Origin of the sequence: Nonomuraea bangladeshensis (assembly GCF_039529455.1) — a bacterium.
Classification (GTDB): Bacteria; Actinomycetota; Actinomycetes; order Streptosporangiales; family Streptosporangiaceae; genus Nonomuraea; species Nonomuraea bangladeshensis.
Genome location: NZ_BAAAMV010000009.1, coordinates 301,891 through 323,989, shown reverse-complemented (window position 1 = coordinate 323,989; position 22,099 = coordinate 301,891). Strand labels below are relative to the sequence as shown.

Below are 22,099 nucleotides of genomic sequence, written 5' to 3'. Positions count from 1 at the left end.
TTCCATCCGTCAGATGCTCAGTCCCGTTCCATCGCCTGCTCGATGTCGTCGAGCCGGGCCTGCAGCTCGCTCAGGCAGGCCGGCGCGAGCCGGCCCTCCCGCAGCCGGTCGGAGAGCTTCTGCCGCAGGTTCTGCGTGGTGGTCGCGTACGGGCCCCGCGGCACCACCGTGGTCTGGAGCACCTGCTTGAGGTCGAGGACGACGTCGGCGTCGGTCGCGCCGCACGGCGTACGGGCCTCCAGCACGCTCTGGAACCGGGTGACCGCCTGCTCGACCGTGACGGCCGAGGCGGGGCTGCTCTCCATGTAGCGGGCGGTGACGCCGGCCGACGGCTCGGCGACCACCCGCTCCTGCTGCTGCTGTGGCGGCGGCGTGGCGGACGGCTGCTGGACGACGGCTCGCTGGATCCCGGTCTGCTGGAACCACAGCAGCGCCGAGAGCGCGACCGCGGCAGATCCCACCACGGTCACGCCCCGGCGTACGTGCCGGCCGACGGAGGCCGCGCCCAGCGCGGAGTTGAGCCCCGCGACGATCTCCGCCGCCGTGGGCCGCTCCTCCGGCCGGTGCGCGAGGCAACGCTGGCAGAGCGAGGCCACGGCGTGCGGCACCCCGGGGACCCGCGGCGGGGGAGACGTGCGGCGGGCCGCCTCGATCTCCTCCCACGTGGTCTCCGGGTACGGCGTGCGCCCCGTGAGCATGGTGTGCAGCAGCACGCCCAGGGCGTAGACGTCCACGGCGGGATGGGTGGGCGCGCCGAGCAGGCGTTCGGGGGCGACGTACGGCGGGGTGCCGCGGTCGTCCTCGGGGTCGCCCGTCCACGCCGCGATGCCGAAGTCGAGCAGCTTCGGCCCGTCGTCGGTGAGCAGCACGTTCTCGGCGGTGACGTCCCGGTGGACCAGGCCGCGTGCGTGCCCGGCCATGAGGACGCGGGCCAGGCGGAGCGCGATGGCCGCCGCCTCGGCCCACGGCAACGGTCCCTGCTCGATGCGGTCGGCCAGCGGCGTGCCGTCGAGCAGCGGCATCACGACGTAGGCCGCGAGGGAGCCGTGCGGGGTCACGGTCTCCCCGTAGTCGTAGATCTCGATGGTGTCGGGGTGGAGGAACCTGGCGGCGGCACGGGCCTCGCTGCGCACGCTCACCCGCTCACCCTGGTCGGTGTGCAGGGAGGCGGTGAGCACCTTGACCGCGATCATCCGGTGCAGTGACTGGTCGAAGGCACGCCAGATGATCGACATGCCGCCTCTGGCCAGCGGATCCAGCAGCAGATACCGCCGGGCCAGAACGTCCCCTGGCTCAAGCCGTCTCACGGACGACCAGTTCCGTGGGCAGGACGGGGTCCACTCCCGCCGCCCCTGTGAGGAGCAGCCGGGTGGCCACCGTGGCCAGTTCCTCGACGGGCTGGCGGATGGTGGTCAGCGCGGGGACGGTGTGCTTGGCCACCGGCGCGTCGTCGAACCCGATGACCGCGACGTCGGCGGGCACCTTGCGCCCGGCCCTGCGCAGCGCCTGGATCGCGCCCGCGGCCATGAGGTCGGAGGCGACGAACACGGCGTCCAGCCCTGGAGCGTGACGTAACAACCACTGCATCGCATGCGTGCCCGATGCGGCGGTGAAGTCGCCGTAGGCCACCGGCACGTCGGGGGCGCCGGCCGCCTGGAGGGTGCGGACGAGCCCTTCGAGCCGGTCGCGGGCGGCCGGCAGCGACGGTGGGCCGCCGATCGCGGCGACGTTGCGGCGGCCGGTGAGGAGGAAGTGCTCGGCCGCCTGCCGTCCGCCGTCGAGGTTGTCGACGTCGGCGTACGGCAGTTTGAGGTCGTGGGGCGGACGGCCGATGTTACGGACCGGAATGCCCGAGGTGGACAGTTTGATGGCCAGCGGGTGACGTTCCCGCGCCCCGATGATGAGCACCGCGCCGGACAGCGCGGGGAGGATCGAGGAGGTCGGGGTGACGGTGGTCACCATGAGGTGGGTGCCGTGCTCGGCGATCACCGCGCCGGCGGCGGACAGGAGCCTGGCGTAGTAGGGCTCGGAGAACAGTCGGGGAAGATGGTCACAGATAACGGCGGTGACGCCGTCGGCGGTGGTTTTGGCTGCCGCGCCCCTGGGCGCCCGATGGCGGACGTAACCCATCCGGGAGACGGCGTCGTAGACTTGGCGGCGGGTCGAGGTACTGACCCGCACCGAGCCCGTGAGGACTCTTGAGGCGGTCGCGGGGGAAACCCCTGCAGCGGCCGCCACCTGTGCCAGTGTGGGCTGCTCGGTCATGGAGCACCTCGCGGAAAGATCCTGGGAGCGCTCCCAACGTTACCAACGTTTCGCCGTTGTTAATAGGGCCTTTGCTGAGAGTGCGTCCGGTTGTGCGGACGCATCCGGAATTTGCGGAGCTAGCGGCGGTGGTAACCCTCGGAGTTTTTGTTCCGAGGGTTGATCACCGGCATATTTCCATGTCCGATTTGTCGTATCCGACCTTATGGAAAAGAACCCTTGCCGCTCAGCCGTCCTCGCCGCCGAAGCGAACGTCGAAGCCGTCGCCGTCGTCGCCCGGCTCGGGCTCGACCGGCTGACGCGGCGCGCAGCTCGACCCGCACCCGCCGAACCTGGAGCTGTTGACCGGGGTGAAGTCCGTCGGCGGGACGCCCTTCAGCGCCTCGATCATGGTGTCCTTCCAGATCGGGCCGGGGATGGAGGCCCCGAAGACCGAGCCGTAGTACTTGCCGCCGATCGTGATGTTGTTGAGCTTGTGGGTGACCGCGCCGCGCGGGTCACCGATGCTGACCGCGCCCGCGAGGTCCGGCGTGAACCCGGCGAACCAGGCGGTGGCCTGCGAGTCGGTGGTGCCCGTCTTGCCCGCCGCAGGGCGGCCGATGCCGCCGACGCCGCGCATCGTGCCCTTGGTGAACACGCCCGACAGGATGTTCGCCGCCGCGTCGGTGACCTCGGGGTCGATCGCCTGCTTGCACTTCGGCTTGTACGTCGTGACCTTGCCGTTGCGGTCCTTGATCGAGCTGATCGCCATGGGCGCGCAGTACTTGCCGCGCGCGCCGATCGCCGCGTAGGCGTTGGCCACGGTCACCGGGTCCATCTCGTTGATGCCGAGCGTGAACGTGGAGTATTCCTGCAGGGGCAGGCCGTCGGAGCGCTTGATGCCGAGGCTCTTGGCGGTCTTCACGACGTTGCAGAGCCCCGCCTTCTGCTCCAGCATCATGAAGAAGGTGTTGACCGAGCCCCAGGTGCCGGTGGCCAGCGACTTGAAGCCGCCGCCGCCCTCGTCGTTGGTGACGGTGTGGCTCGGGTCGGCGATGTTCTCGCCCTTGCAGTTCTTGAACGTCGAGTAGTAGGGGGCGCGGTAGCCGCTGCCGACCGTGAACCCGTCGTTGATCTTCATGCCCTGGTCGAGCGCGGTCAGCAGCGTGAAGGTCTTGAACGTCGAGCCGGCCTGGAAGCCGACGCCGCCGCCGTGCACCGCGTCGGCGACCACGTTGTACGACATTTCCTTCTTGCGCTTGTTGGTGCCGTACGCGCGGCTGGCCGCCATCGCCTTGATCGCGCCCGTGCCCGGCTGGACCAGCGCCTCGGAGGCCACCGGGTTGTCGCTGGCGAAGACGTGCTTCTTGATGGCCCGCTCGGCCGCCTTCTGCATCTTCGGGTCGATCGTGGTCTTGATGGTCAGGCCGCCGCGGTTGAGGAACTGCTCGCGGGCCTTGGCCGTCTTGCCGAAGTCGGAGTTGCTGAGGATCTCGTTGCGCACGTACATGCAGAAGTACGGATACGTGCTGGCGCCGCACCCGCCGGGGATCGCGGTGTTCTTCCAGCCGAGCTTCTTGGACTTGGCCTCCTCGGCCTCCTCCGGCGTGATCTTCTTCAGCTCGGCCATCCGGGCGAGCACCACGTTGCGCCGGTTGAGCAGCTTCGCGCGCTGCTTCTTGCCCAGGTTGGGGTCGGTGGCGTTGGGGTCCTGCACCGCGCCGGCCAGGGTGGCGGCCTGCGACAGGGTGAGCTTGTCGGCGCTCACGCCGAAGAAGCGCTGGGCCGCGGCCTCCACGCCGTACGCGCCGGCGCCGAAGTAGGCGATGTTGAGGTACTTCTCCAGGATCTGGTCCTTGGTGTACTTCTTCTCGACGGCCATCGCGTACCGCAGCTCCTTGAGCTTGCGGGCGTAGCTGGCCTCCAGCGCGGCGTTCTTCTCCTTCTCGGTGGTCGCCGAGTTGAGCAGCACCTGCTTGACGTACTGCTGGGTGATCGACGAGCCGCCCTGGGCGATGCCGCCGGAGGCGAGGTTCTTGGCCAGGGCGCGCATGGTGCCCTCGATGTCGATGGCGCCGTGCTCGTAGAAGCGGTAGTCCTCGATCGCGATGATGGCCTTCTTCATCACGTCGGCCACCTGGTCGAGCGTGACGTTCTCGCGGTACTGCTCGTAGAACCAGGCGATCTCGTTGCCCTTGGCGTCGAGGACGGTGGTGCGCTCGGCCAGCGGGGGCTCCTTGAGCTCCTCGGGTTTGATGCCCAGATCCTCCGAGGCGCCGACGAACATGGCTCCCGTGCCACCTACCGCGGGCAGTGCGATGGCCGCGGCCACCACGCCGGCCGCCACCGCCGCCGCGGTGAGACGCGCGATACCTGACATGCGGGAACCCATGCGGAAATTCCTCCCCTTCGTGGCAATAGGGTGCATCCTAAACCCGGGCATGGCGTGCTCCATGTAAAACGTTGGACCCCGGCGACGGCCGGTTGGTTCGCTCCCGGCCCTCGTGACTTCCGGCACATCGTGCGGGACGACACGGTTCCTTCTGGTTCCCGTCAGGCGTCGGCAAAACGTCGTCGCGGCGCAGGGGCGGACGTAGGGCCCTCTGGCAGCCTCTACCAGGGCATATCTACCTGCCCCGTTGGAGGTCTCATGCATCGTGTCGGAGATGGCGGGCAATTCGATCGGTTGCTCCGCGCGGCCCGTACCTACTGGGGAGACAGTCCCGGTGGCGAGCGATGCGTCGTGGCGGAGGTGTTCGACCAGGACATCAGGGTCGTCGTGCGGACGCTCATGGTCGCCAAGGCCGTGTGCGACGCCGCCGCGGCGCGGCTGGTCGTCCACGGCGACCCGGAGTCCCGGCAGCTCGCCGAGGTGTTCGGCGCGGCGGCCGACCCCCAGCCCGAGACGCCGCCGGTCGCCCTGGTGACCGGGCGGGTGGACCGCGACCTGCCCAGGGACATCCCCGTCGTGCACGTGCACGGCACCGGCACGCTCCAGGCGTACGCGCTGTTCCCCGACGACGGGCCGAGGTCGTTCGAGGACGAGCTGCCCGGCCGCGTGGCGGCCTTCTTCGAGCAGTACGTCTGGCCGAACCGCGAGATGATCAGGCCCAGCGCCGAGCGGGTGGCCTGGCAGGCCAAGAGCGGCTACCAGGTCCGCACCGACACCGAGCGCCGCCAGCTCCGCGCCTACGGCTGCGCCCGCCTCGGCCTCGACCCCGGCCTGCCCACGATCACGGTCGCCGCGCACGCGCCCGGCAGGGACACCGAGCTGTTCGAGACCACCGCGCGCTTCGCCGCCGCCGAGGAGTCCGCCAACTGGCTGTTCGTCGACCCGATCGCGCCCGATCACCGGCGCGTGCGCTCCGGCCTCGGCGAGCTGTCCACGAACCTCCTGTGGAGCCTCACCGACGTCGCCGTCAGCTTCGAGGACAGCGACCTGCCCGCCTTCGGCATCCCCGTCATCCAGTCCGGCTTCTCGGCGGGCGCCCACTGCGGCGCCACCCATCTGGCGCGTACGGCGTCGGACCAGGTGCGGCTGCTGGAGGAGGCGGTCGCCACGCACGCCAAGGGCGAGACCATCCTCGGCCCCGAGCAGCGCGAGCGCGCCCGGCTGTGGCTGTGGATGCGCCGCTGCGGCGCGGACGTGCCCACCCAGCTCCTGCCGCACTGGGCGCACGGCGCGGACTACCCGCGCGTGCTGGCGGTCAACCTTCGCTACGTCGAGCGCGACGGCGACCCCCTCTTCGGCGCGGTGCACCGCATGTGGGAGCGGCGTGAACCCCTGCTCACCCGCTTCGACTTCCGTCATCCGGCAGGGCTGTCCGCCACTCTCACCCCCGCGAGGAGCAACCGTTGAACAACGTTGGGTCCGGCACCGACCTCGACCAGGTGATCCTGCCCGCGATCCCGCCCGCGCACCTGCGCAGCGGCCAGATCGCCGCCCTCCAGGTGACCGACCGGCTGCATCGCGGCTCGCAGATCATCGGCCGGTTCGAGACCTCGGGACTGGCCGGCTTCAAGATCGCCGCGCAGGGCCGCCCGCTGCGGGTGCGCATGTCCCTGTCGGTGGACGAGCACTCGGTGAGCGGCTGGCACAACGGCGTCACCGAGGCGGCCGCCGCGCTGCCCCGGCTGGTCCAGATCCGCTCGCAGGGCCGGCTGCGCCAGTGCGTGCTGCTGCGCGGCCGCCGCTCGCACGCCCAGGTCGCCTTCGACCTGTCCGCCGACGAGATCCCCGACGACGGGCTGATCTGCGTCGAGGCGCTCGACATCATGGAGGGCGACGGCGTCAGTCCCGAGGTGCGCGAGCTGCTCGGCGGCCGGATCCTGACCGACGGCGTGGCCGGGCTGCGCCTCGACAAGATCGTGTTCGAGGAGCCGCCGGCGGCCGACTTCGACACCGACCAGCTCGACGGCTGCCGGTGCGAGGTGGGCTCGCTGATCAGCGCCGGCGGGCTGGTCAACCTCAACCGGCAGGGCACCCGGCAGCTCCGCTCCAACCTGTTCCTGGTCAACCCCGCGCTGCGGCACACGTTCGGCTCCAGCGGCTACCTCACCCTCCGGCTCGGCACCAAGGCGGAGCCGGCCGCCGTCATCCCCGCGACCTGGCGGCGGATCAACAGCGAGCTGCGCTGGCTGCGGCACGCCACCAGGAAGCTCGTCCGGGCCGCCGCCCCGCACGTGGAACAGGTGCTCAGCATCAGGGACGGCGACCTCGGCGTGCCCGAGCAGCGCCCCCAGGGCAACCTCACCGAGCTGGAGTTGCCGTGCCCGGCCGGCTCACCGCTGCTGGTGGTCCTCACGCCCGTCCCCGGCGTGGTCCCCACGCTGGAGCAGGCCACCGTCAGCGGGACGCGGCTGTCCGAGCGGGGATGAACAGGTAAAACGGCGATCACCTGTGAAAACGCCGCCCCTGGGGCAGGAGGAACAGGTGACCAGCAACGGCCTGCGCATCGACACGACGCGCCATCCGCACTGCACGGTCCTGCGCGCCGGCGGCCGGCTCGACCACGCCGGGCGGATCAGGTTCAGCGCCCGCGTCAACGACGTCTGGGACTGGTCCGACGGCCCGGTCCTCGTCTTCGACCTCGCCGAGCTCGACTTCTACGACTCCTCGGTGATCGGCGTGCTGGCGATGGCGATGCAGCGCATGGAGGAGGAGGACGCCGACGGCCGGATCATCCTGGTCCGGCCGTCCGGCCACCTGCTGGACGTGCTGCGGCAGACGGACCTGCTCCCGCACGTCGAGCTCCGCGACAGCGTCGCGGACATCCTCGCGGAGCTCTCTTCTACAGCCCGTACGCCTCCAGCAGGCGCAACCACACCTCGCTGACCGTCGGGAACGACGGCACGGCGTGCCAGAGCCGGTCGATCGGCACCTCGGCGGTGACCGCGATCGTGGCCGCGTGCAGCAGCTCGCCGACCCCCGGGCCGACGAACGTCACCCCGAGCAGCACCCTCCTGTCCTCGTCCACGACGGCCCTGGCCCTGCCGCGGTAGCCGTCGCCCAGCAGGTAGGCCCCGGTCACCGAGCCGAGGTCGTAGTCGACGGCGCGCGCGTGGAAGCCCGCCTTCCTCGCCGCCTCCTCCGTACGGCCGACCGCGCAGACCTGCGGGTCGGTGAAGACCACCTGCGGGGCGCCGTAGTGGTCGGCGAGGTCGCGCATCTCGCACAGCTCGTCGCCGCGGGCCCGCGCCGCGATCACGTCGCCGCACACCCGGGCCTGGTATTTCCCCATGTGGGTGAGCAGCGCCCGGCCGTTGACGTCGCCCACGGCGTAGAGCCAGCCCTCGGCCACGCCGGTGGCGCGCATGCTGTCGTCCACCTCGACGTACCCGCCGTCGGCCAGGCCCACCGAGGCGAGCCCGAGGTCGCCGGTGGCGGGCTCGCGGCCGGTGGCGACCAGCAGCTCGTCGGCCTCCAGCGGCGGCCCGTCGGACAGGTGCACGGTGATCTTCCCGCCGGGCTCGGGCCGCTCCACCCGGACGACGTCCGTGTGGGTGCGCACGTCGATGCCGGCCGCGGTGAACGACTCGGCCACCATCTCGCCCGCGAACGGCTCCATCCGGTTGAGCAGCCCGCCGCCGCGGACGAGCACCGTCGTCTGGCGGGCGCCGAGCCCGTGCATCGCCTGCGCCATCTCGCAGGCCACGACGCCGCCGCCGATCACGGCCAGCCGCTCGGGGACGGCGGTGGCCGCCGTCACCTCGTGGCTGGTCCACGGCCGGGCCTCGGCCAGGCCGGGCACCGGCGGGACCGCCGCCGTGCTGCCGGTGGCGAGCACCACGGCCTGGCGGGCGGTCAGCACCCGCTCGCCGCCGTCGGACAGCGTCACCCGGACCCGCTTCGGCCCGTCGAGCCGCCCCCGCCCGCGGACGAACTCGGCCGGCACGCCCTCGATCCACCGCACCTGCCCGCCGTCGTCGTAGCGCGAGACGGCCTCGTCGCGGCGGGCCAGCACGGCGGACACGTCGATCTCGCCGAGCGACATGCCGGGCACCCGGCTCACCTCGCCGGCCAGGTCCACCGGCCGCAGCAGTGCCTTGCTCGGCACGCAGGCCCAGTAGGAGCACTCGCCGCCGGCCAGCCGCTCCTCCACGATCGCGGCGGTCAGGCCGCCGCGCACCGCCCGGTCCGCGACGTTCTCACCGGCGGGACCTGCGCCAATCACGATGACGTCGAACTCGTCGGGCACCCCAGCCTCCCCATGCGTTTCGTCCCTTCATCGCACTCTTTCATGTGAAGGGCGCAGAGGTGGACGTGGCACGCACGCGAGCGGGCGTCAGCCGCCCGCGCCCAGCACGCGCATCACCAGGATGAGCCCGCGCGTGTCGTCGTCCTCGGCCCGCAGGCGGGACACCTGCACCGAGAGCGCCACCGGCCGGCCCCTGCGGTTGACCGCGTCGAGCACCAGCCCCTCCTCACGCGGGTCCGCGCGGAGCGCCGCCCGCAGCCGGGGGGCGAGCGTGTCGAGCGGCAGGCCGATGTCGAGCGCCGAGAGGGTCGCGCCCACGGCCTCGACGGTCCGCACCCCCCACAGCTCCTCCGCCCCGGGACTCCAGACGATCACCCTGAGCTGGTCGTCCAGCACCACCACCGCGTCGCCGAGGCTGCGCACCACCGACGAGACGAACCGGTTGACCTCGTCCAGCTCGATGGTGCGGGCGGCGAGGGCGTCGTTGATCTGCTGCAGCTCGTCGTTGGTGGACTGGAGCTCCTCGTTCATCGTCTCCAGCTCCTCGTTGGTGGACTGGAGCTCCTCGTTGGTGGTCTCCAATTCCTCGTTCGTGGACTGGAGCTCCTCGTTGGTGGTCTCCAGCTCCTCGTTGAGCGACTGGAGCTCCTCGTAGGCCTGTTCGAGCTGGCGGTTGGCCTCCTCCAGCTCGTCGCGCAGCCTGCGGTAACGGGTGACGTCGTTGAAGTGGATGCTGATGCCCGCCAGGTTTCCCGAGGCGAGGAGCGGCACCACGGACACGTCGAAGACGCTGTCCTCCGGCTGGCCGGGCCGCCGCCAGCCCACCTCGCGCAGCTCGACCGTACGCAGCTCGTGGCGGGCCTGTTCGATGACCGAGCGCAGCTCGACCGGCCGGTAGGACACCTCCAGGTCCTGGAACGGCCGCCCGACGTCGCGCGGGCCGAGGTTGAACAGCGCCTCGGCCCTGGAGTTGGCCAGCGCCAGGTCGCCCGGCAGGTCGAGCACGAGCTGCGCCACCGGCCCCGACGCGAGCGCGACCGACGCGAGGGCGGGTAACCGCGCGGCGAGGTCGGAGGCGCTGCCGACCGCAGACCAGGTCGCCCGGGTGCTGTGGCCGGTGGGCCTCAGCTTCCTGAACAGCCGCATCCGCAGGTCCACGGGCTCGAACGTGTCGCTGTGGTTGAGCAGCATCTCGGCCTTGCCCAGGAACAGGTAGCCGGTGTCGGCCAGCGCGAAGTGGAAGCGCCGGACGATGTTGAGCTGCATCTCCGTGTTGAAGTACATCAGCGTGTTGCGGACGAGCAGCAGGTCGACGCGCGAGATCGGCGCGTCGCGGGTCAGGTCGTTGCGGCCGAAGATGAGCTGGCGGCGCAGGTCGCGGCGGAAGGTGAACCCGTTCTCGACCGGCTCGAAGTAGGTCTCGCGCAGGTCGAGCGGCACCTCGCCGAGCGCCCGCTCGGCGTAGACCCCGGTGCGGGCCAGGTGCAGCGCCTTCTCGTCGAGGTCGGTGCCGTAGATCTTGACGCGCTCGCGGAAGGCGTCGACGCCGAGCTCCTCGGCCAGCACCATGGCGATGGTGTACGCCTCCTCGCCGGTGGCGCAGCCGGCGCTCCACACGCGGATGGGCTGATCGTGCTCCATCAGGGCGGGGAGCACGCTCTCGCGCAGCCGCTGCCAGGCGGCGGCGTCCCTGAAGAAGCTCGTGACGTTGATCAGGAGGCTGTCGAACAGCCGGGTGTACTCCTCGGAGTGCAGCTCCAGGTAGTCCCGGTATTCGCCGTAGGCGGCCAGCTTCAGCGCCTCAAGCCGGCGGGCGATGCGACGGACGAGGGTGTTGCGCTTGTAGCCGGTGAAGTCGAAGCCGCGGGTCTCCTTCAGCAGGAGGAGGAGATCGTCGAGCTCGCGCTCATCCTCTGGGGTCACTGCGCCAGCCTACGCCGGGCGGCTCCGCTCAGTCGGTCATCGCGGATTCGTCGCCCCGGCCGATGCGGGATCGCAGCGTGGGCTCCTCAGCCGTGCCGGTGATGCGCTCCAGTGTGCGCACCCGCTCCTCCAGCCGCCGGACGGCCACCCACAGGGCGCGTTCCACCGCGTCCGGCCGCGCGTCCGCCCGGCTGTCCCGCAGGAGCTGGTCGATCTCCTTGGCCAAGTCGTCGTCGCGCACGTGGTCCTCCCCTTCGACGGGCGTCCCGCTCCGCCGGCGCCGCGGCGACGAGGTCACCTCCTGTCGTCCACATGCCTCCTCTCCTGTCCGGAAACGTCGTGGTCATGCACGGCGTCATGCGTGCCCGGCGCGGCCCTGCCGTCGATCGCGGACTGGATGCTGACGCGGCTCGTACGCAGCACCTCCAGGCTGGCGACGCAGCGCTCGCGGGCCGACAGCAGCAGGGTGCGGGACTGCGCGGTCCGCAGGAGCTGCCGGGTCAGCGTCGAGCGCTGGCGGAGCGTCTGCTCGCGCAGGCCGCGCGAGCGGCTCATCACCAGGGACAACGCGGCTTTCTGTGGTCGCGGGCGGTCGCGGGCGTCCTCGCCCGGCGAGGTGGTGCGCAGGTTGCGGAGGAGCGGCATGTGGCGGGGGATCGGCGTGGGCGGCCCCGACACCTCGTAGACGTCCACGTCGGTCTGCGCCAGGGCCTCCGGCATGCTCGGATAGACCGGGATGGGCTCCGCCTGCCCGTCCATGAGCGAGATGAGCCGGAGCAGCGACGGCCTGGCCTCCGCCACGAGGAGGCCGCCGCCCTTGCGCCGCATGGCGCTGTGCGTCAGCGCGAGCTGCTGCAGGCCGTCGAGGTCGCAGAACCAGAGGTCGGAGGCGGCGACCACGACGTGTTTGACCTTGGACCGCGGCAGCGGGTCCAGGAACGCGGCCAGGACGGGCCTGGTCGTCGCATCCAGCTCTCCCGTGAGGGCGACCACCAGGGTCGTCTCCCCGACGGGCACGAGCCGCACAGACAGCTGCATCACCGGACGGCCCTCCTCCCCCGCCTCGCGAACGCGGCGGCACACATCACGGTCCTCCGTCATAGTGCTCCCTCCCGACGCCGAGGGCCAGACGATTCGCAGTCATGGCGATACGAAGAGTGGATTAGGCAGTTTGATCCAGTTGTCCCCTGGTGGTGTGCCGTCGAGCTGAGCCAGCAGGTGGGCCTTCACCATGAGGTACGGGGCGAACAGGGCCTTCCGGTCGGCCCGTACGTCCGGATCGCACGGCAGACCGTCGAACGCCTCGCGCGCGGCGTCGCGCACGATCCTCCACAGTCCGGCCTCCACGTCGCGGTCGCCGCCGGAGAAGCCGGCCACCAGGCCGCCGAACGTCGTGCCGATCAGCGAGCCGTACAGCTTGGCGTGCAGGACGCCGGGATCGTCGTGCAGCAGCCGCGCGGCGACCGGCGGCACCTCGACGCCGTGCCTGGCCAGCCGGGCCGGGCTCAGGCGGACGTCGGCGAGGTCGCGGTAGGCCAGGCGGGCGGGGCGGCCCCGTCCGTCCAGCACGACCAGGAGGTTCTGGCCGTGGGCCTCCAGCGCCGCGCCCGCGGCCAGCAGCCGCAGGGCGGCGGGCAGCGCGAGCCGGGCGAACGCGGCCAGCCAGGCGGCCGGGTCGTCCACCGCGCCAGAGGCCACCGCGCTGGGGGCCACCGCGCCGGGGGCCACCGCGCCGGGGGTCCCCGCGCCGCGGGTCCCCGCGTCTGTGGTCACCGCGGCGAGTGGCAGCACGTCGGCGCTCCCGGCGAAGGCCCGGGTGGGCTCGCGCAGCATGACCGCGAGGTCCGCGCTGAACTCGCCCTTCACGGTCGCGGCGGCTCCGGCCAGGTAGCGGATCATGCGCGGGCCTGCGGCGCGGCGGGACAGCTCCGTGAGGAGGTCCGACAGCGGGACGCAGTCGCGGATCGAGCCGGGGGAGATGTCGCGGACGGCCGAGGTCATCCGCGTGGTGAACGCCGTCTTCAGATGCGGGCCGCCGTCCAGCGGGGCGAGCGTGCGCACGGACATCAGCGGCCGGGCCGGGATCGCCCCCTTCCGGTACGGCCGCACCCCGAGGTCCGGCAGCACGTGCTCGCTCTGCCAGGGGTGCACGGGCAGCAGCAGCCGGTCGCCGTCGGTCAGCGCGTCCGGCCACGGGCCGGAGACCAGGCAGTCGGCGGCGGGGACGGCGACCAGGTCGAGGGCGACGACGGGCCGGTGCTCGGGCATGTAGGCGAGCTGCTCGACGACCGACACGCCGGGGCGGTTGCGGCAGCACGGGTGGTAGGGGTGGCCGTCCACGACGTCCTGCTCGTGGTCCTCCGGGACGCGGGGGTGTCCCGGTCGGGCCTGCACGCGGGCGGTCGGGTGGGCGCCTGCGTGGGCGCCCGGGTGGACGTTCGGGCGGGCGTTGGCGCGCGACAGTGCCAGGGAGGCGACGCTGTTGGCCAGGTCGGCGGTGAGCCGTGCGCTGCCGGGGAGCCCGAGCGCGGCGAGGAGCGCGGCGGGCTCCCGGTACGGCGTCCCGTCCAGCCATAGGACGGGCACCTCGCCGAGGTCATGGGGCCGCCGCTCCGGCCCGCGCAGCCGCCGCCCATCGGCCAGCACCACCTCGCCCCCCTCCGGGGGGAGGCAGCCGTGTTGGGCGGTGTGGCCCGGGGAGGTGACGATGCCGGGGAGTGGTTCGTGCAGGAGGCTGCGCCACAGGCGGCCCAGGACGGCGGCGCGGGCGCCGGGCACGGCCGCGGCGTAGGCGGCCGACAGGGCTGGGCGTACGGTGGCTAGCTCCGCAGCGAAATCACTCTCGTCTCGCCCCATAATCCCCCCGATTTCCACGAACATCCTGTTTAGCTAGCCTGTGTGCGCTGATGGGTACAAACGGTAGGAGAAGGTCGCCATGCCATCCACAGACGGCCTCCTCCCGCCCGGCGGCGGGCCGGAGCGAGAAGCCTGGACGCACGCCACCGCACTCGCGGTGACGGCGCTGCTCAACTGCCTGGTCCGGGAGGTCGCCCACCCGGGTCCCGACGCCGGCACGTACGTGCTGCCCGCGACCGGCCACGTCCTGCGGGTGAGCGGCGGGCGTTTCCCCGCCGACCCCGAGCTGCGCGCCGCGGACGGGTGGCGGCCGCTGCCGCTGGACGACCTCGTCGAGCTCACCGCCGCCGAGCTGCGCACCCGTACGGGCACCGCCAACGACGTCCTGCCCGCCGAGATCCGTCACAGTCGCGACGTCGCCGCCGCGCTCCTGGCCGCGCGGCGGGCCACGGAGCCGCCCGCCGACCTGTACCTGCGTTCGGAGCAGGCGCTCCTCGCCGGCCACCGCTACCATCCGGCGCCCAAGGCCCGGGGCGGCGCGGGCCCGGAGGAGTGGCTGCGGTACTCGCCCGAGGTACGCGCGAGCTTCGCGCTGCCGCTGCTCGGCGTGCCCCCAGAGCTCCTCGTCGAGGACGGCGACCCGGCCGCGCTGGACGCGCTCGCCCCGGCCGCCGGCGTGGACGGCCTGGTGCCGCTGCCCGCCCACCCCTGGCAGGTGGAGCTGCTGGGCGCGCCGCTGCGTCACCTGGGCGTCACCTCAGAAGTGGCGGTGGCCACGTCCTCGATCCGGACGGTGTACCTGCCGGAGACGGATCTGTTCTGCAAGTTCAGTCTCGACGTGCGGATCACCAACGACGTACGCCGCCTCTGGTCCCGCGACCTGCGGCGGCTGCGGGAGGTCGCCGAGCTGGTGGACGGGGCCTTCGACGGGCTGGCCGGGCACGTGCCGAGGCCCGCCGTGCTGCGCGACCGCGGCTACCGGAGCGCGGACCTGGGCGGCGGGGACGGCGGCGAGGCGCTGGCGGTGATCGTACGGGACGGGCTGGGCGCGCATCTGCGGCCCGGCCTGACCGCCGTGCAGGCGGCCGGGATCAGCGAGGGCTTCCCCGGCAACCCGCTGGACGGCCTCGACGAGGACACGGCCCTGCTGTGGTGGGAGCGCTACCTGGAGCACGTGGTGCCGCCGGTCCTGCACGCCTGCCTGCGGCACGGCGTCGTCTTCGAGTGCCATCTGCAGAACGTGCTGGTCGGCGTGGACGGGCGGGGCCTGCCCGCGCAGGCCCTCTTCCGCGACCACGAGGGCGTGCGGATCCTCGCCGAGCGGCGGCCCGACCTGCCGGGCGCGGCCTCGGTGAGCCGGGCCTACGGCTGGGAGCGGCTGGTCTACTGCCTGGTGACCAACAATCTGATGGAGATCGCCGGCGCGGTGACCGAGCGCCATCCCGCGCTGCGGGACGAGCTGTGGGCGCGGGCGCGGTCGGTGTTCAAGGACGCGGGGCGGGAGCACGGCGATCCGGAGGAGCTGCGGGCGCTGCTGTCGGACCCGTACGTCCCGGCGAAGGCGAACCTGCTGCTGCGCTGGACGGACGCCGAGGGCGAGGCCATGCGCTGCGTCCCCATCCCTAATCCGTTGAGACTCTTTACGCCCTAAGCTATTGTTCGGAAGGCAATGCCTTACGGCGTAATGAGATGAGGGGGAGCGACATGCCCGAGGCGGTACTGCACGACGGCAGCGGCATCGAGGTGGAGGTGCACGGCTCAGGGCCGGTCGTGCTGCTTCCCGTGGACCCGCGCCCGATCGAGGGCGAGCAGGCCGAGGAGATGCGCAAATGGGGCGCGGACCCGGCGCTCGGCCGCTCGCTCATCGACGGGCTGAGCGACGCCTTCCGCGTCGCGGCCTTCGACTACACCGGCCACCTCATGGCCGTCCCCAAGCCGGACACCCTCACCCCGGACAACGTGTCGGCCGACCTGCTCGCCGTGGCCGACGCGGTGGGGGCCGGGAGTTTCGCGTACTACGGCTACTCGTGGCTGGCGCTCTCCGGGCTGCAGCTCGCCCTCCGTACCGACCGGCTGGCCGCGCTGGCGATGGGTGGCTACCCGCCCTACGAGGGCCCGTACGCCGAGATGCTGAAGGTCACCACGGCCACGTACGAGAAGGCGATCGACCCGCCGCCGCCCGCCACGGAGCCGGTGGAGCCGGGCGACTGGGGGTCGGTCCAGAACGTGCCGAGCGAGCCGCAGGCCCGGCAGTTCGTCACGCTGTACGAGGCGCTCCAGGACTTCGACGACAAGGCCGTCCGGCTGACCTGCCCGCGCCTGTGCTTCGCCGGCTCGGCCGACGCCATCGACTACGCCGAGGAGTGGGGCGGGACCCGGGTGGACCTCGCCGGGCCGCTGACCCGGCACCGGGGCGAGCTGGAGGCGCGCGGCTGGGAGGTCGCCGTGCTGGACGGGCTCGACCACATGGGCGCGATGCGGGCCGAGAGCGTGCTGCCCGTCCTGCGGCCGTGGCTGGAGCGGGTCCTGCTCTAGCGTCCTCAGGCGTTCTCCGGCAGTGACCGCATGCGGCCGATGATCGCCGTGGTGGAGCGGTCGGGCAGGTAGTCGAGCACCCGCACCTCGCCGCCCAGGGCGCGGACGAGCGGCGTCTCCGGCAGCATCTCCGGCGTGTAGTCGCCGCCCTTCACGTACAGCTCAGGGCGGATCATCCTGATCAGCCGCTCAGGCGTGTCCTCGTCGAACTCGACCACGTAGTCCACGCCGTGCAGCGCGGCCAGCACCGACATGCGGTCCTCGCACGAGTTGACCGGCCGGCCCGCGCCCTTCAGCCGGGCCACGCCGGCGTCGCTGTTGACCGCCACCACCAGCACGTCGCCGAGCTGCGCCGCCTGCTCCAGGTAGGTGACGTGGCCGCGGTGCAGCACGTCGAAGCAGCCGTTCGTGAACACGACCTTCTCTCCCGCGCGCCGGTGCTCGTCCAGCAGCTCGGCCAGGCGCTCCGGGGTCTGCACCGCGCCCTCGCGGCGGCGCAGCGCGCGCAGCAGGTCGTGGCGGGTGCACACGGCGGTGCCGGGGCGGCGTACGACGACGGCGGCCGCCGCCTGGCCCGCCTGCGCGGCCTCCTCCGGAGTGGCCCCGCCGGCCAGCCAGAGCGCGAAGGCCGCCGTGTAGGTGTCGCCCGCGCCGGTCGCCATGTGCTGCGGCGCCGGGTGCGCGTACGTCCGGTACGGCGGCACGCCCGCCCGGTGCAGCAGCGTGCCCTCGCCGTCGAGCGTGGTCACCACCATGTCCGCGCCGGTCAGCTCCAGCACCCGGTCGCTGCGCGCCATCAGGAAGCCCAGCCGGTCCGGCTCGCCGTCCTCCTCGGCGAGCAGCCGGACGACCTCGGCGTAGTTGGGCAGCACGGCGTTCGGCCGGCACTCCCGCCAGGGCGCCACCGCGTGCGCGTCCACGACGAGCAGGGGCAGGCCCGCGAGCGACCTGCGTACCGCCGGGGTGAACACGCCGCCCCCGTAGTCGCAGGCCACGACCACGTCGGCGGCCGGCGCGACGGCCGCGACGCGGCGCAGCAGCTCGCGTTCGGCCTCCTCGGGGAGCGGGTCCTGGTCCTCGTCGTCGAAGCGGGCGATGAGCTGGCCCTCGGTGACCAGCCGCCGCTTGTGCGAGGTACGCCGCCCAGGCACGGTCAGCAGGTCCGTCTCGACGCCGAGCAGCCGCAGCGCCTGCCGCAGCTCCTCGCCGGGCTCGTCGTGGCCGGCCACGCCGATCAGGCGTACGCGTGCGCCGAGCGCGACCAGGTTGGCGGCGGTGTTGGCGGCGCCGCCCGGGGCGTTCTCGGTGCTCTCCAGGCTCATCACGGGCACCGGAGCTTCCTGCGCGAGCCGCTTGGCCGAGCCGTGCAGCCAGGAGTCGAGCATGACGTCACCGACGACCACTGCGTTGATGATCTTCTCGTTGGTGGTGCCCATGACAGGCGAGTACCAGCAGAAGGGCTCTCCAAACCCCGGGTGCCGGGTGTCGCCGCAGGTTATCGAGGGGTTTCGCCGGGGTAGCCGGGCTCCTGTGCACGGCTCAGAACTCGATGTGGGCTCCCAACTCGACGTTGGCTCGGAACTCGATGTGCTCGTCCCGACGAAGGACCGTCCGGGCGCGCTGGCGGTCACGCTCGCCGGGCTCGCCGCCCAGACCGCGGGCGGCTTCCGCGTGGTCGTCTCCGACCAGTCGGCGCGGCCCGTGGCCGAGGACCCGCTGGTGGCGGCGGCCGTACGCATCCTGGAGCATCGGGGCTCGCCGGTCGAGCCGCTGCGGAACGTGCCGCCGAAGGGCCTGGCCGAGCAGCGGCAGTTCCTGCTGGACCGGGCCCGGCGCAGGTTCGCGCTCTACCTCGACGACGACGTGTGGCTGGAGCCGGACGCCCTCGCCACGCTGACCGGCGCGCTGGCCGAGCTGCGGTGCGGGTTCGTCGGGTACGCGCTGCACGGGCTGTCGTACCGGGAGGACGTGCGGCCGCACGAGCTGACTTCGTACGAGGAGTGGGCCGGTCCCGTGCGACCCGAGCGGGTGCGGAGGGACCAGCCCGCCTGGCGGCGGCACACCCTGCACAACGCGGCCAACCCGCTGCACCTGGCCGCCAAGGTGGGCGCGGAGCGGGGGTGGCGGGCGTACAAGGTGGCCTGGATCGGAGGCTGCGTGCTCTACGACCGGGAGCGGCTGGTGGAGTGCGGCGGGTTCGGCTTCTGGCGTGCGGTGCCGCCCGCGCACGCCGGCGAGGACGTCGTCGCCCAGCTCCGCGTAATGGAACGCTACGGCGGGGCCGGGCTGCTGCCCAGCCGCGCCTACCACCTGGAGCTGCCGACCACCGTGGTGGACCGGCGGGCCGAGTGCTACGACCACGTGCTGGAGACCTGATGGGCGGGCTGGTCCCCGGGGTCGAGCGGATCGCCGTGCTGCGGGCCAACGCCATCGGCGACTTCCTGCTGTCCGTGCCCGCCCTGGACGCGCTCAGGTCGGCCTACCCGGACGCGAAGCTGACGTTGCTCGGCCTGCCGTGGCACGCCGGGTTCCTGGAGGGGCGGCCGGGGCCGGTGGACGAGGTGGTCGCGCTGCCGCCGATCACCGGCGTGTCCACGAGCGAGGGCGGGCATCCGGTCCCCGGCGGGCTGTGCGAGGGGCTGCGCGAGCGGGCCTTCGACCTGGCCGTACAGATCCACGGCGGCGGCCGGTACTCCAACCCGTTCGTCCGGCGGCTCGGCGCGCGGGTGACGGCGGGGCTGCGGACGCCGGACGCCGACGAGCTGGACCGCTGGGTGCCGTACGTCGACCACCACCACGAGAGCCTGCGCTTCCTGGAGGTGGCCGCGCTGGTCGGCGGCAGGGCGGGCGACCGGGCGGGCGGTCTGGAGCCGCGGGTGGCGGTCACCGGCCGTGACCGGGAGGAGCTGGCCGCCGCGTTCGGCGCGCCGCCGCCCGGCCTGGTCGCGCTGCACCCGGGCGCGCGCGACCCGCGCCGGCGCTGGCCCGTGGAGCGTTTCGCCGCGGTCGCCGACCGGCTCGGCCGGCCGGTCGTGGTCACCGGTTCGGCCGCCGAGCGGGACCTGGTGGAGGGAGTCGTCGCCGCGATGCGCCGGCCCGCCGCCGCCGTCGCGGGCACGCTCGGCCTCGGCGCGCTGGCCGCGCTGTACGAGCGCTGCGACCTCGTGATCGGCAACGACACCGGCCCCCGCCACCTGGCCGCCGCGGTCGGCACGCCCACGGTCGCCGTCTACTGGTGCGTTAACCTCGTCAGCTACGGCCCGCTCACCCGCACCCGGCACCGGCCGCTGATCTCGTGGACCACCGGCTGCCCGGTGTGCGGCGCGGACGGCGTGGACCCGCGGGGCGAGCGCTGCCCGCACGACGTGTCGTGGGTGCGTGACGTGCCGGTGGACGACGTACTGGAGCAGGCCGGGGATCTTCTCGCGGAAACACGCATAGCGGAGGGGCCACGCGGCGTCTGAGAGGGTGACGTCGAACCTTCCGGAGGTGATCGTGGACGCCGCGGACGAGCAGCGTTTCCGCGAGTTCGTCGCCGCGCGTTCCCCCGCGCTCATGAGGCTGGGGTACCTGCTCGCCGGCGGCGATCAGCACGCGGCCGAGGACCTGGTGCAGAGCGCGCTGGCCAAGCTGGCCGCCAAATGGCGGCGGGTGGCCGCCCCTGAGGCGTACGTGCGGCAGACCATGTACCGCCAGCAGGTGAGCTGGTGGCGGACGAGCGCCCGGCGCGGCGAGGTGATCCAGGCCGACCCGCCGGAGACCGCGGGGCGGGACCTCAACCACCAGAGCGAGCTGCGCATGATGCTGCGGGCCGCGCTCGCCCGGCTCACCCCCCGCCAGCGTGCGGTGGTGGTGCTGCGGTACTTCGAGGACCTGCCCGAGCAGGAGGTCGCCCGGACGCTGGGCTGCTCGGTCGGCACGGTCAGGAGCACCGCGCACCGGTCGCTGGCGCGGCTGCGCGAGATCGCCCCGGAGCTGGCACGAGAGCTGGAGGTGGCCCGGTGACCCGGTTGCTGCGCGACACGATGGAGGAGTGGGCCGGGGAGGTTCACGTTCCCCACGACCTGGCCGATCGGGCGCTACGGAGGCGCGTCCGTCGGCCGGCGAGGGTGGCCGTCCTGGCGGCGGGGCTGGTGGCGGCGCTGATCGCGGGCGTCACGTTCGTGGCGGGGACGGTGGGGGACCGTCCCGCGCCGGCGGTCAGCGTGCGTCCGGCCGACGGGATCACGCTCCCGGCCCGGCCCTCGCCCGCCCCGACCGACGTGCGCGCCGACGTCGAGCACAGCCCGCCCAGCCGGCTGGTCGCGGCGGGACGGCTGGCGGTGTCGGCGTACTACACCACCAAGGAGGAGCCGGTCGAGGGGAGGTTGCGGCACGTCGTGCGCACCTGGTCCCTGTACGACCCGCGCAGCGACGGCTACGAGCGGACCTCCTGGGGCTGGGTGGACGTGGCTCCGGGGCTCCAGGTCGCCGCCGTGCTGGAGCGCGAGCTGCCCGCGCGGCGGCTGGGCATCCTGGACCTGAACACCCGGCAGATTCTCAAGTGGTTCGACCTGGAGCATCCGGTGGCCTCGGTCACCTGGTCGCCCGACGGCACGAAGGTGCTCGCCACCGCGTACTCCAGTTATCCCGACGCGGTGGAGCGCGGGCCCGAGCCCGACAGCCTGATCCTCCGTGACAGCCCGCGCACCGGCTACTTCATCCTCGACGTCGGGTCCGGCGAGGCCGTCTACCACGCGCTGCCCGCCCGGACGGGCAATGACGTCCCTGCCAACATGAACGGCCGCCAGGACCTCGGCTGGAGCCTGGACGGCACGGCGATCTGGGCGCCCACGGACACCGAGCCCGATCGTGTCTGGTACACCCTCGACGGCGAGCCGCGCGACGCCCCGCAGGGCCAGCGCTACGTCCGCTACTCAACGGAGTCGGCGCTCTCGCCCGACGGCCGCCGCGTGCTCGGGCCCGACGGCCTGCCCACCGAGATCACCGACAGCGCGACCGGTGAGATCGTCGGCCGCCAGAACGTCCTGCAGCTGCACGCCTGGGCGGACGACGACAACGTGCTCGCCCTGGGCTGCGCGGGCTCCTGCGGGGACGAGTTCGACAACGGTCTGGTGCTGGTGAGCGTGGACGGCGCGCGGATGACCCAGCTCGCCGCCTACCGGAACTCCAACAAGCAGGACGCCTGGCGCTGGGTCCTGACGCCGCGGTGATTTTTGACCGATCGTTCTAGATAGTGTTAACGTGGCTCGCGTGGCACGGAGCAAGGAGTTCGATCCCGAGGTCGCGCTGGAGAAGGCGCTGGAGCTGTTCTGGGAGCGCGGCTACGAGGGCACCTCGATGGCCGACCTCGTGGAACGGCTCGGCGTCGCGCGGGCCAGCATCTACGGCACCTTCGGCGGCAAGCGCGAGCTCTATCTGAAGGCGCTGGAGCTCTATCTCGCGCGCAACGACGTGGTGGGGCCGCTGTCGCAGCCGGGGCCCGTGCTGCCGGCGCTGCGCGCCTTCCTCGACGGCTACGTGGCCGAGTGCCTGGCCGACGAGCTGCGGCGGGGGTGCATGGTGGTCAACACGGCGGTCGAGTTCGGCTCGCGCGACCCGGTCGTGTCGCGGCGGGTGGTGGAGAGCTGGGCGGGGCTGGAGACGGCCATCGCGGCGGCGCTGGTGCGGGCGCGGGCCCAGGGGGAGATCCCCGGGCACAAGGATCCGTACGCGCTGGCCAGGTTCCTGCTCGTGCTGCTCCAGGGCGTACGGGTGCTCGGCCGCGCCGACCCCGATCCCCGCCGCCTCCGCGCCGCCGTCGAAGAGGCCATGACAGCCGTCCAAATTTGAGAACGATTGGT

General features: G+C 72.7%; 19 protein-coding genes. 10 read left to right on the top strand and 9 right to left on the bottom strand.

The features are described from left to right. Positions 1–17 precede the first annotated feature (17 nt). The 3 genes from ABD292_RS30805 to ABD292_RS30795 form a co-directional block, all read right to left on the bottom strand. Positions 18–1,307 (bottom strand): serine/threonine-protein kinase, encoded by a 1,290-nt coding sequence (locus tag ABD292_RS30805; protein WP_344213443.1) that lies wholly within the window; start codon positions 1,305–1,307, stop codon positions 18–20. Continuing rightward, positions 1,294–2,265 (bottom strand): LacI family DNA-binding transcriptional regulator, encoded by a 972-nt coding sequence (locus ABD292_RS30800; protein WP_344213441.1) that lies wholly within the window; start codon positions 2,263–2,265, stop codon positions 1,294–1,296. The genes ABD292_RS30805 and ABD292_RS30800 overlap by 14 nt, the downstream gene beginning before the upstream one ends. 226 nt (positions 2,266–2,491) lie before the next feature. Beyond that, positions 2,492–4,624 (bottom strand): transglycosylase domain-containing protein, encoded by a 2,133-nt coding sequence (locus tag ABD292_RS30795; RefSeq protein WP_344213439.1) that lies wholly within the window; start codon positions 4,622–4,624, stop codon positions 2,492–2,494. A 363-nt stretch (positions 4,625–4,987) separates the two neighbouring features. On the opposite strand from ABD292_RS30795, the gene ABD292_RS30790 reads away from it, so the two are divergent. Genes ABD292_RS30790 through ABD292_RS30780 form a run of 3 tightly spaced genes read left to right on the top strand, consistent with a single transcriptional unit; the run spans position 4,988 to position 7,579 of the window. Next, positions 4,988–6,103 (top strand): hypothetical protein, encoded by a 1,116-nt coding sequence (locus ABD292_RS30790; protein WP_344213437.1) that lies wholly within the window; start codon positions 4,988–4,990, stop codon positions 6,101–6,103. Then, entirely contained in the window at positions 6,100–7,122 is a 1,023-nt protein-coding gene (locus ABD292_RS30785; protein WP_344213435.1) for a hypothetical protein, read from the top strand. The genes ABD292_RS30790 and ABD292_RS30785 overlap by 4 nt, the downstream gene beginning before the upstream one ends. Positions 7,123–7,177: 55 nt before the next feature. Beyond that, positions 7,178–7,579, top strand: coding sequence for an STAS domain-containing protein (locus ABD292_RS30780; protein ID WP_344213433.1), 402 nt, complete (start codon positions 7,178–7,180; stop codon positions 7,577–7,579). On the opposite strand, the gene ABD292_RS30775 is transcribed toward ABD292_RS30780, so the two are convergent. The 5 genes from ABD292_RS30775 to ABD292_RS30755 form a co-directional block, all read right to left on the bottom strand. Then, the gene (locus tag ABD292_RS30775; protein ID WP_344213431.1) at positions 7,536–8,942 is read right to left on the bottom strand and encodes a dihydrolipoyl dehydrogenase family protein; all 1,407 of its coding nucleotides are present in this window, start codon (positions 8,940–8,942) and stop codon (positions 7,536–7,538) included. The two genes, ABD292_RS30780 and ABD292_RS30775, sit on opposite strands and share 44 nt — an antisense overlap. A gap of 87 nt (positions 8,943–9,029) precedes the next feature. After that, entirely contained in the window at positions 9,030–10,865 is a 1,836-nt protein-coding gene (locus ABD292_RS30770) for a CheR family methyltransferase (protein ID WP_344213429.1), read from the bottom strand. Positions 10,866–10,893: 28 nt separating this feature from the next. Continuing rightward, a complete protein-coding gene (locus ABD292_RS30765) occupies positions 10,894–11,106 on the bottom strand; it encodes a hypothetical protein (RefSeq protein WP_344213427.1) in 213 nt (70 codons plus the stop codon). Between the two features lie 53 nt (positions 11,107–11,159). Beyond that, on the bottom strand, positions 11,160–11,903 hold the full coding sequence (locus tag ABD292_RS30760; protein WP_344214070.1) for an STAS domain-containing protein: 744 nt from the start codon (positions 11,901–11,903) through the stop codon (positions 11,160–11,162). A 102-nt stretch (positions 11,904–12,005) separates the two neighbouring features. Next, a complete protein-coding gene (locus ABD292_RS30755; protein WP_344213425.1) occupies positions 12,006–13,721 on the bottom strand; it encodes an IucA/IucC family protein in 1,716 nt (571 codons plus the stop codon). Positions 13,722–13,800: 79 nt separating this feature from the next. Here ABD292_RS30755 and ABD292_RS30750 point away from each other — a divergent pair, with 79 nt between their 5' ends. Together ABD292_RS30750 and ABD292_RS30745 are read left to right on the top strand one after the other, a co-directional pair. Beyond that, complete coding sequence (locus tag ABD292_RS30750) at positions 13,801–15,372, top strand: IucA/IucC family protein (protein ID WP_344213423.1); 1,572 nt, start codon at positions 13,801–13,803, stop codon at positions 15,370–15,372. 53 nt (positions 15,373–15,425) lie between these two features. Beyond that, positions 15,426–16,256, top strand: coding sequence for an alpha/beta fold hydrolase (locus tag ABD292_RS30745; RefSeq protein ID WP_344213421.1), 831 nt, complete (start codon positions 15,426–15,428; stop codon positions 16,254–16,256). Between the two features lie 5 nt (positions 16,257–16,261). Here the strand turns inward: ABD292_RS30745 and rfaE2 are convergent, their stop codons facing one another. Continuing rightward, on the bottom strand, positions 16,262–17,692 hold the full coding sequence (gene rfaE2, locus ABD292_RS30740; RefSeq protein ID WP_344213419.1) for a D-glycero-beta-D-manno-heptose 1-phosphate adenylyltransferase: 1,431 nt from the start codon (positions 17,690–17,692) through the stop codon (positions 16,262–16,264). Between the two features lie 151 nt (positions 17,693–17,843). Between rfaE2 and ABD292_RS30735 the strand changes: the two genes are divergently transcribed. The 5 genes from ABD292_RS30735 to ABD292_RS30715 are packed head-to-tail and all read left to right on the top strand — an operon-like array spanning position 17,844 to position 22,088. After that, positions 17,844–18,632 (top strand): glycosyltransferase, encoded by a 789-nt coding sequence (locus tag ABD292_RS30735; protein ID WP_344213417.1) that lies wholly within the window; start codon positions 17,844–17,846, stop codon positions 18,630–18,632. After that, the gene (locus ABD292_RS30730; protein WP_344213415.1) at positions 18,632–19,720 is read left to right on the top strand and encodes a glycosyltransferase family 9 protein; all 1,089 of its coding nucleotides are present in this window, start codon (positions 18,632–18,634) and stop codon (positions 19,718–19,720) included. The genes ABD292_RS30735 and ABD292_RS30730 overlap by 1 nt, the downstream gene beginning before the upstream one ends. Positions 19,721–19,724: 4 nt before the next feature. After that, positions 19,725–20,261, top strand: coding sequence for a SigE family RNA polymerase sigma factor (locus ABD292_RS30725; protein ID WP_344213413.1), 537 nt, complete (start codon positions 19,725–19,727; stop codon positions 20,259–20,261). After that, complete coding sequence (locus tag ABD292_RS30720; RefSeq protein WP_344213411.1) at positions 20,258–21,469, top strand: hypothetical protein; 1,212 nt, start codon at positions 20,258–20,260, stop codon at positions 21,467–21,469. The genes ABD292_RS30725 and ABD292_RS30720 overlap by 4 nt, the downstream gene beginning before the upstream one ends. A gap of 40 nt (positions 21,470–21,509) precedes the next feature. After that, positions 21,510–22,088: a TetR/AcrR family transcriptional regulator gene (locus ABD292_RS30715; RefSeq protein ID WP_344213409.1), complete on the top strand. Its 579-nt coding sequence runs from the start codon at positions 21,510–21,512 to the stop codon at positions 22,086–22,088. Positions 22,089–22,099: the final 11 nt, after the last annotated feature.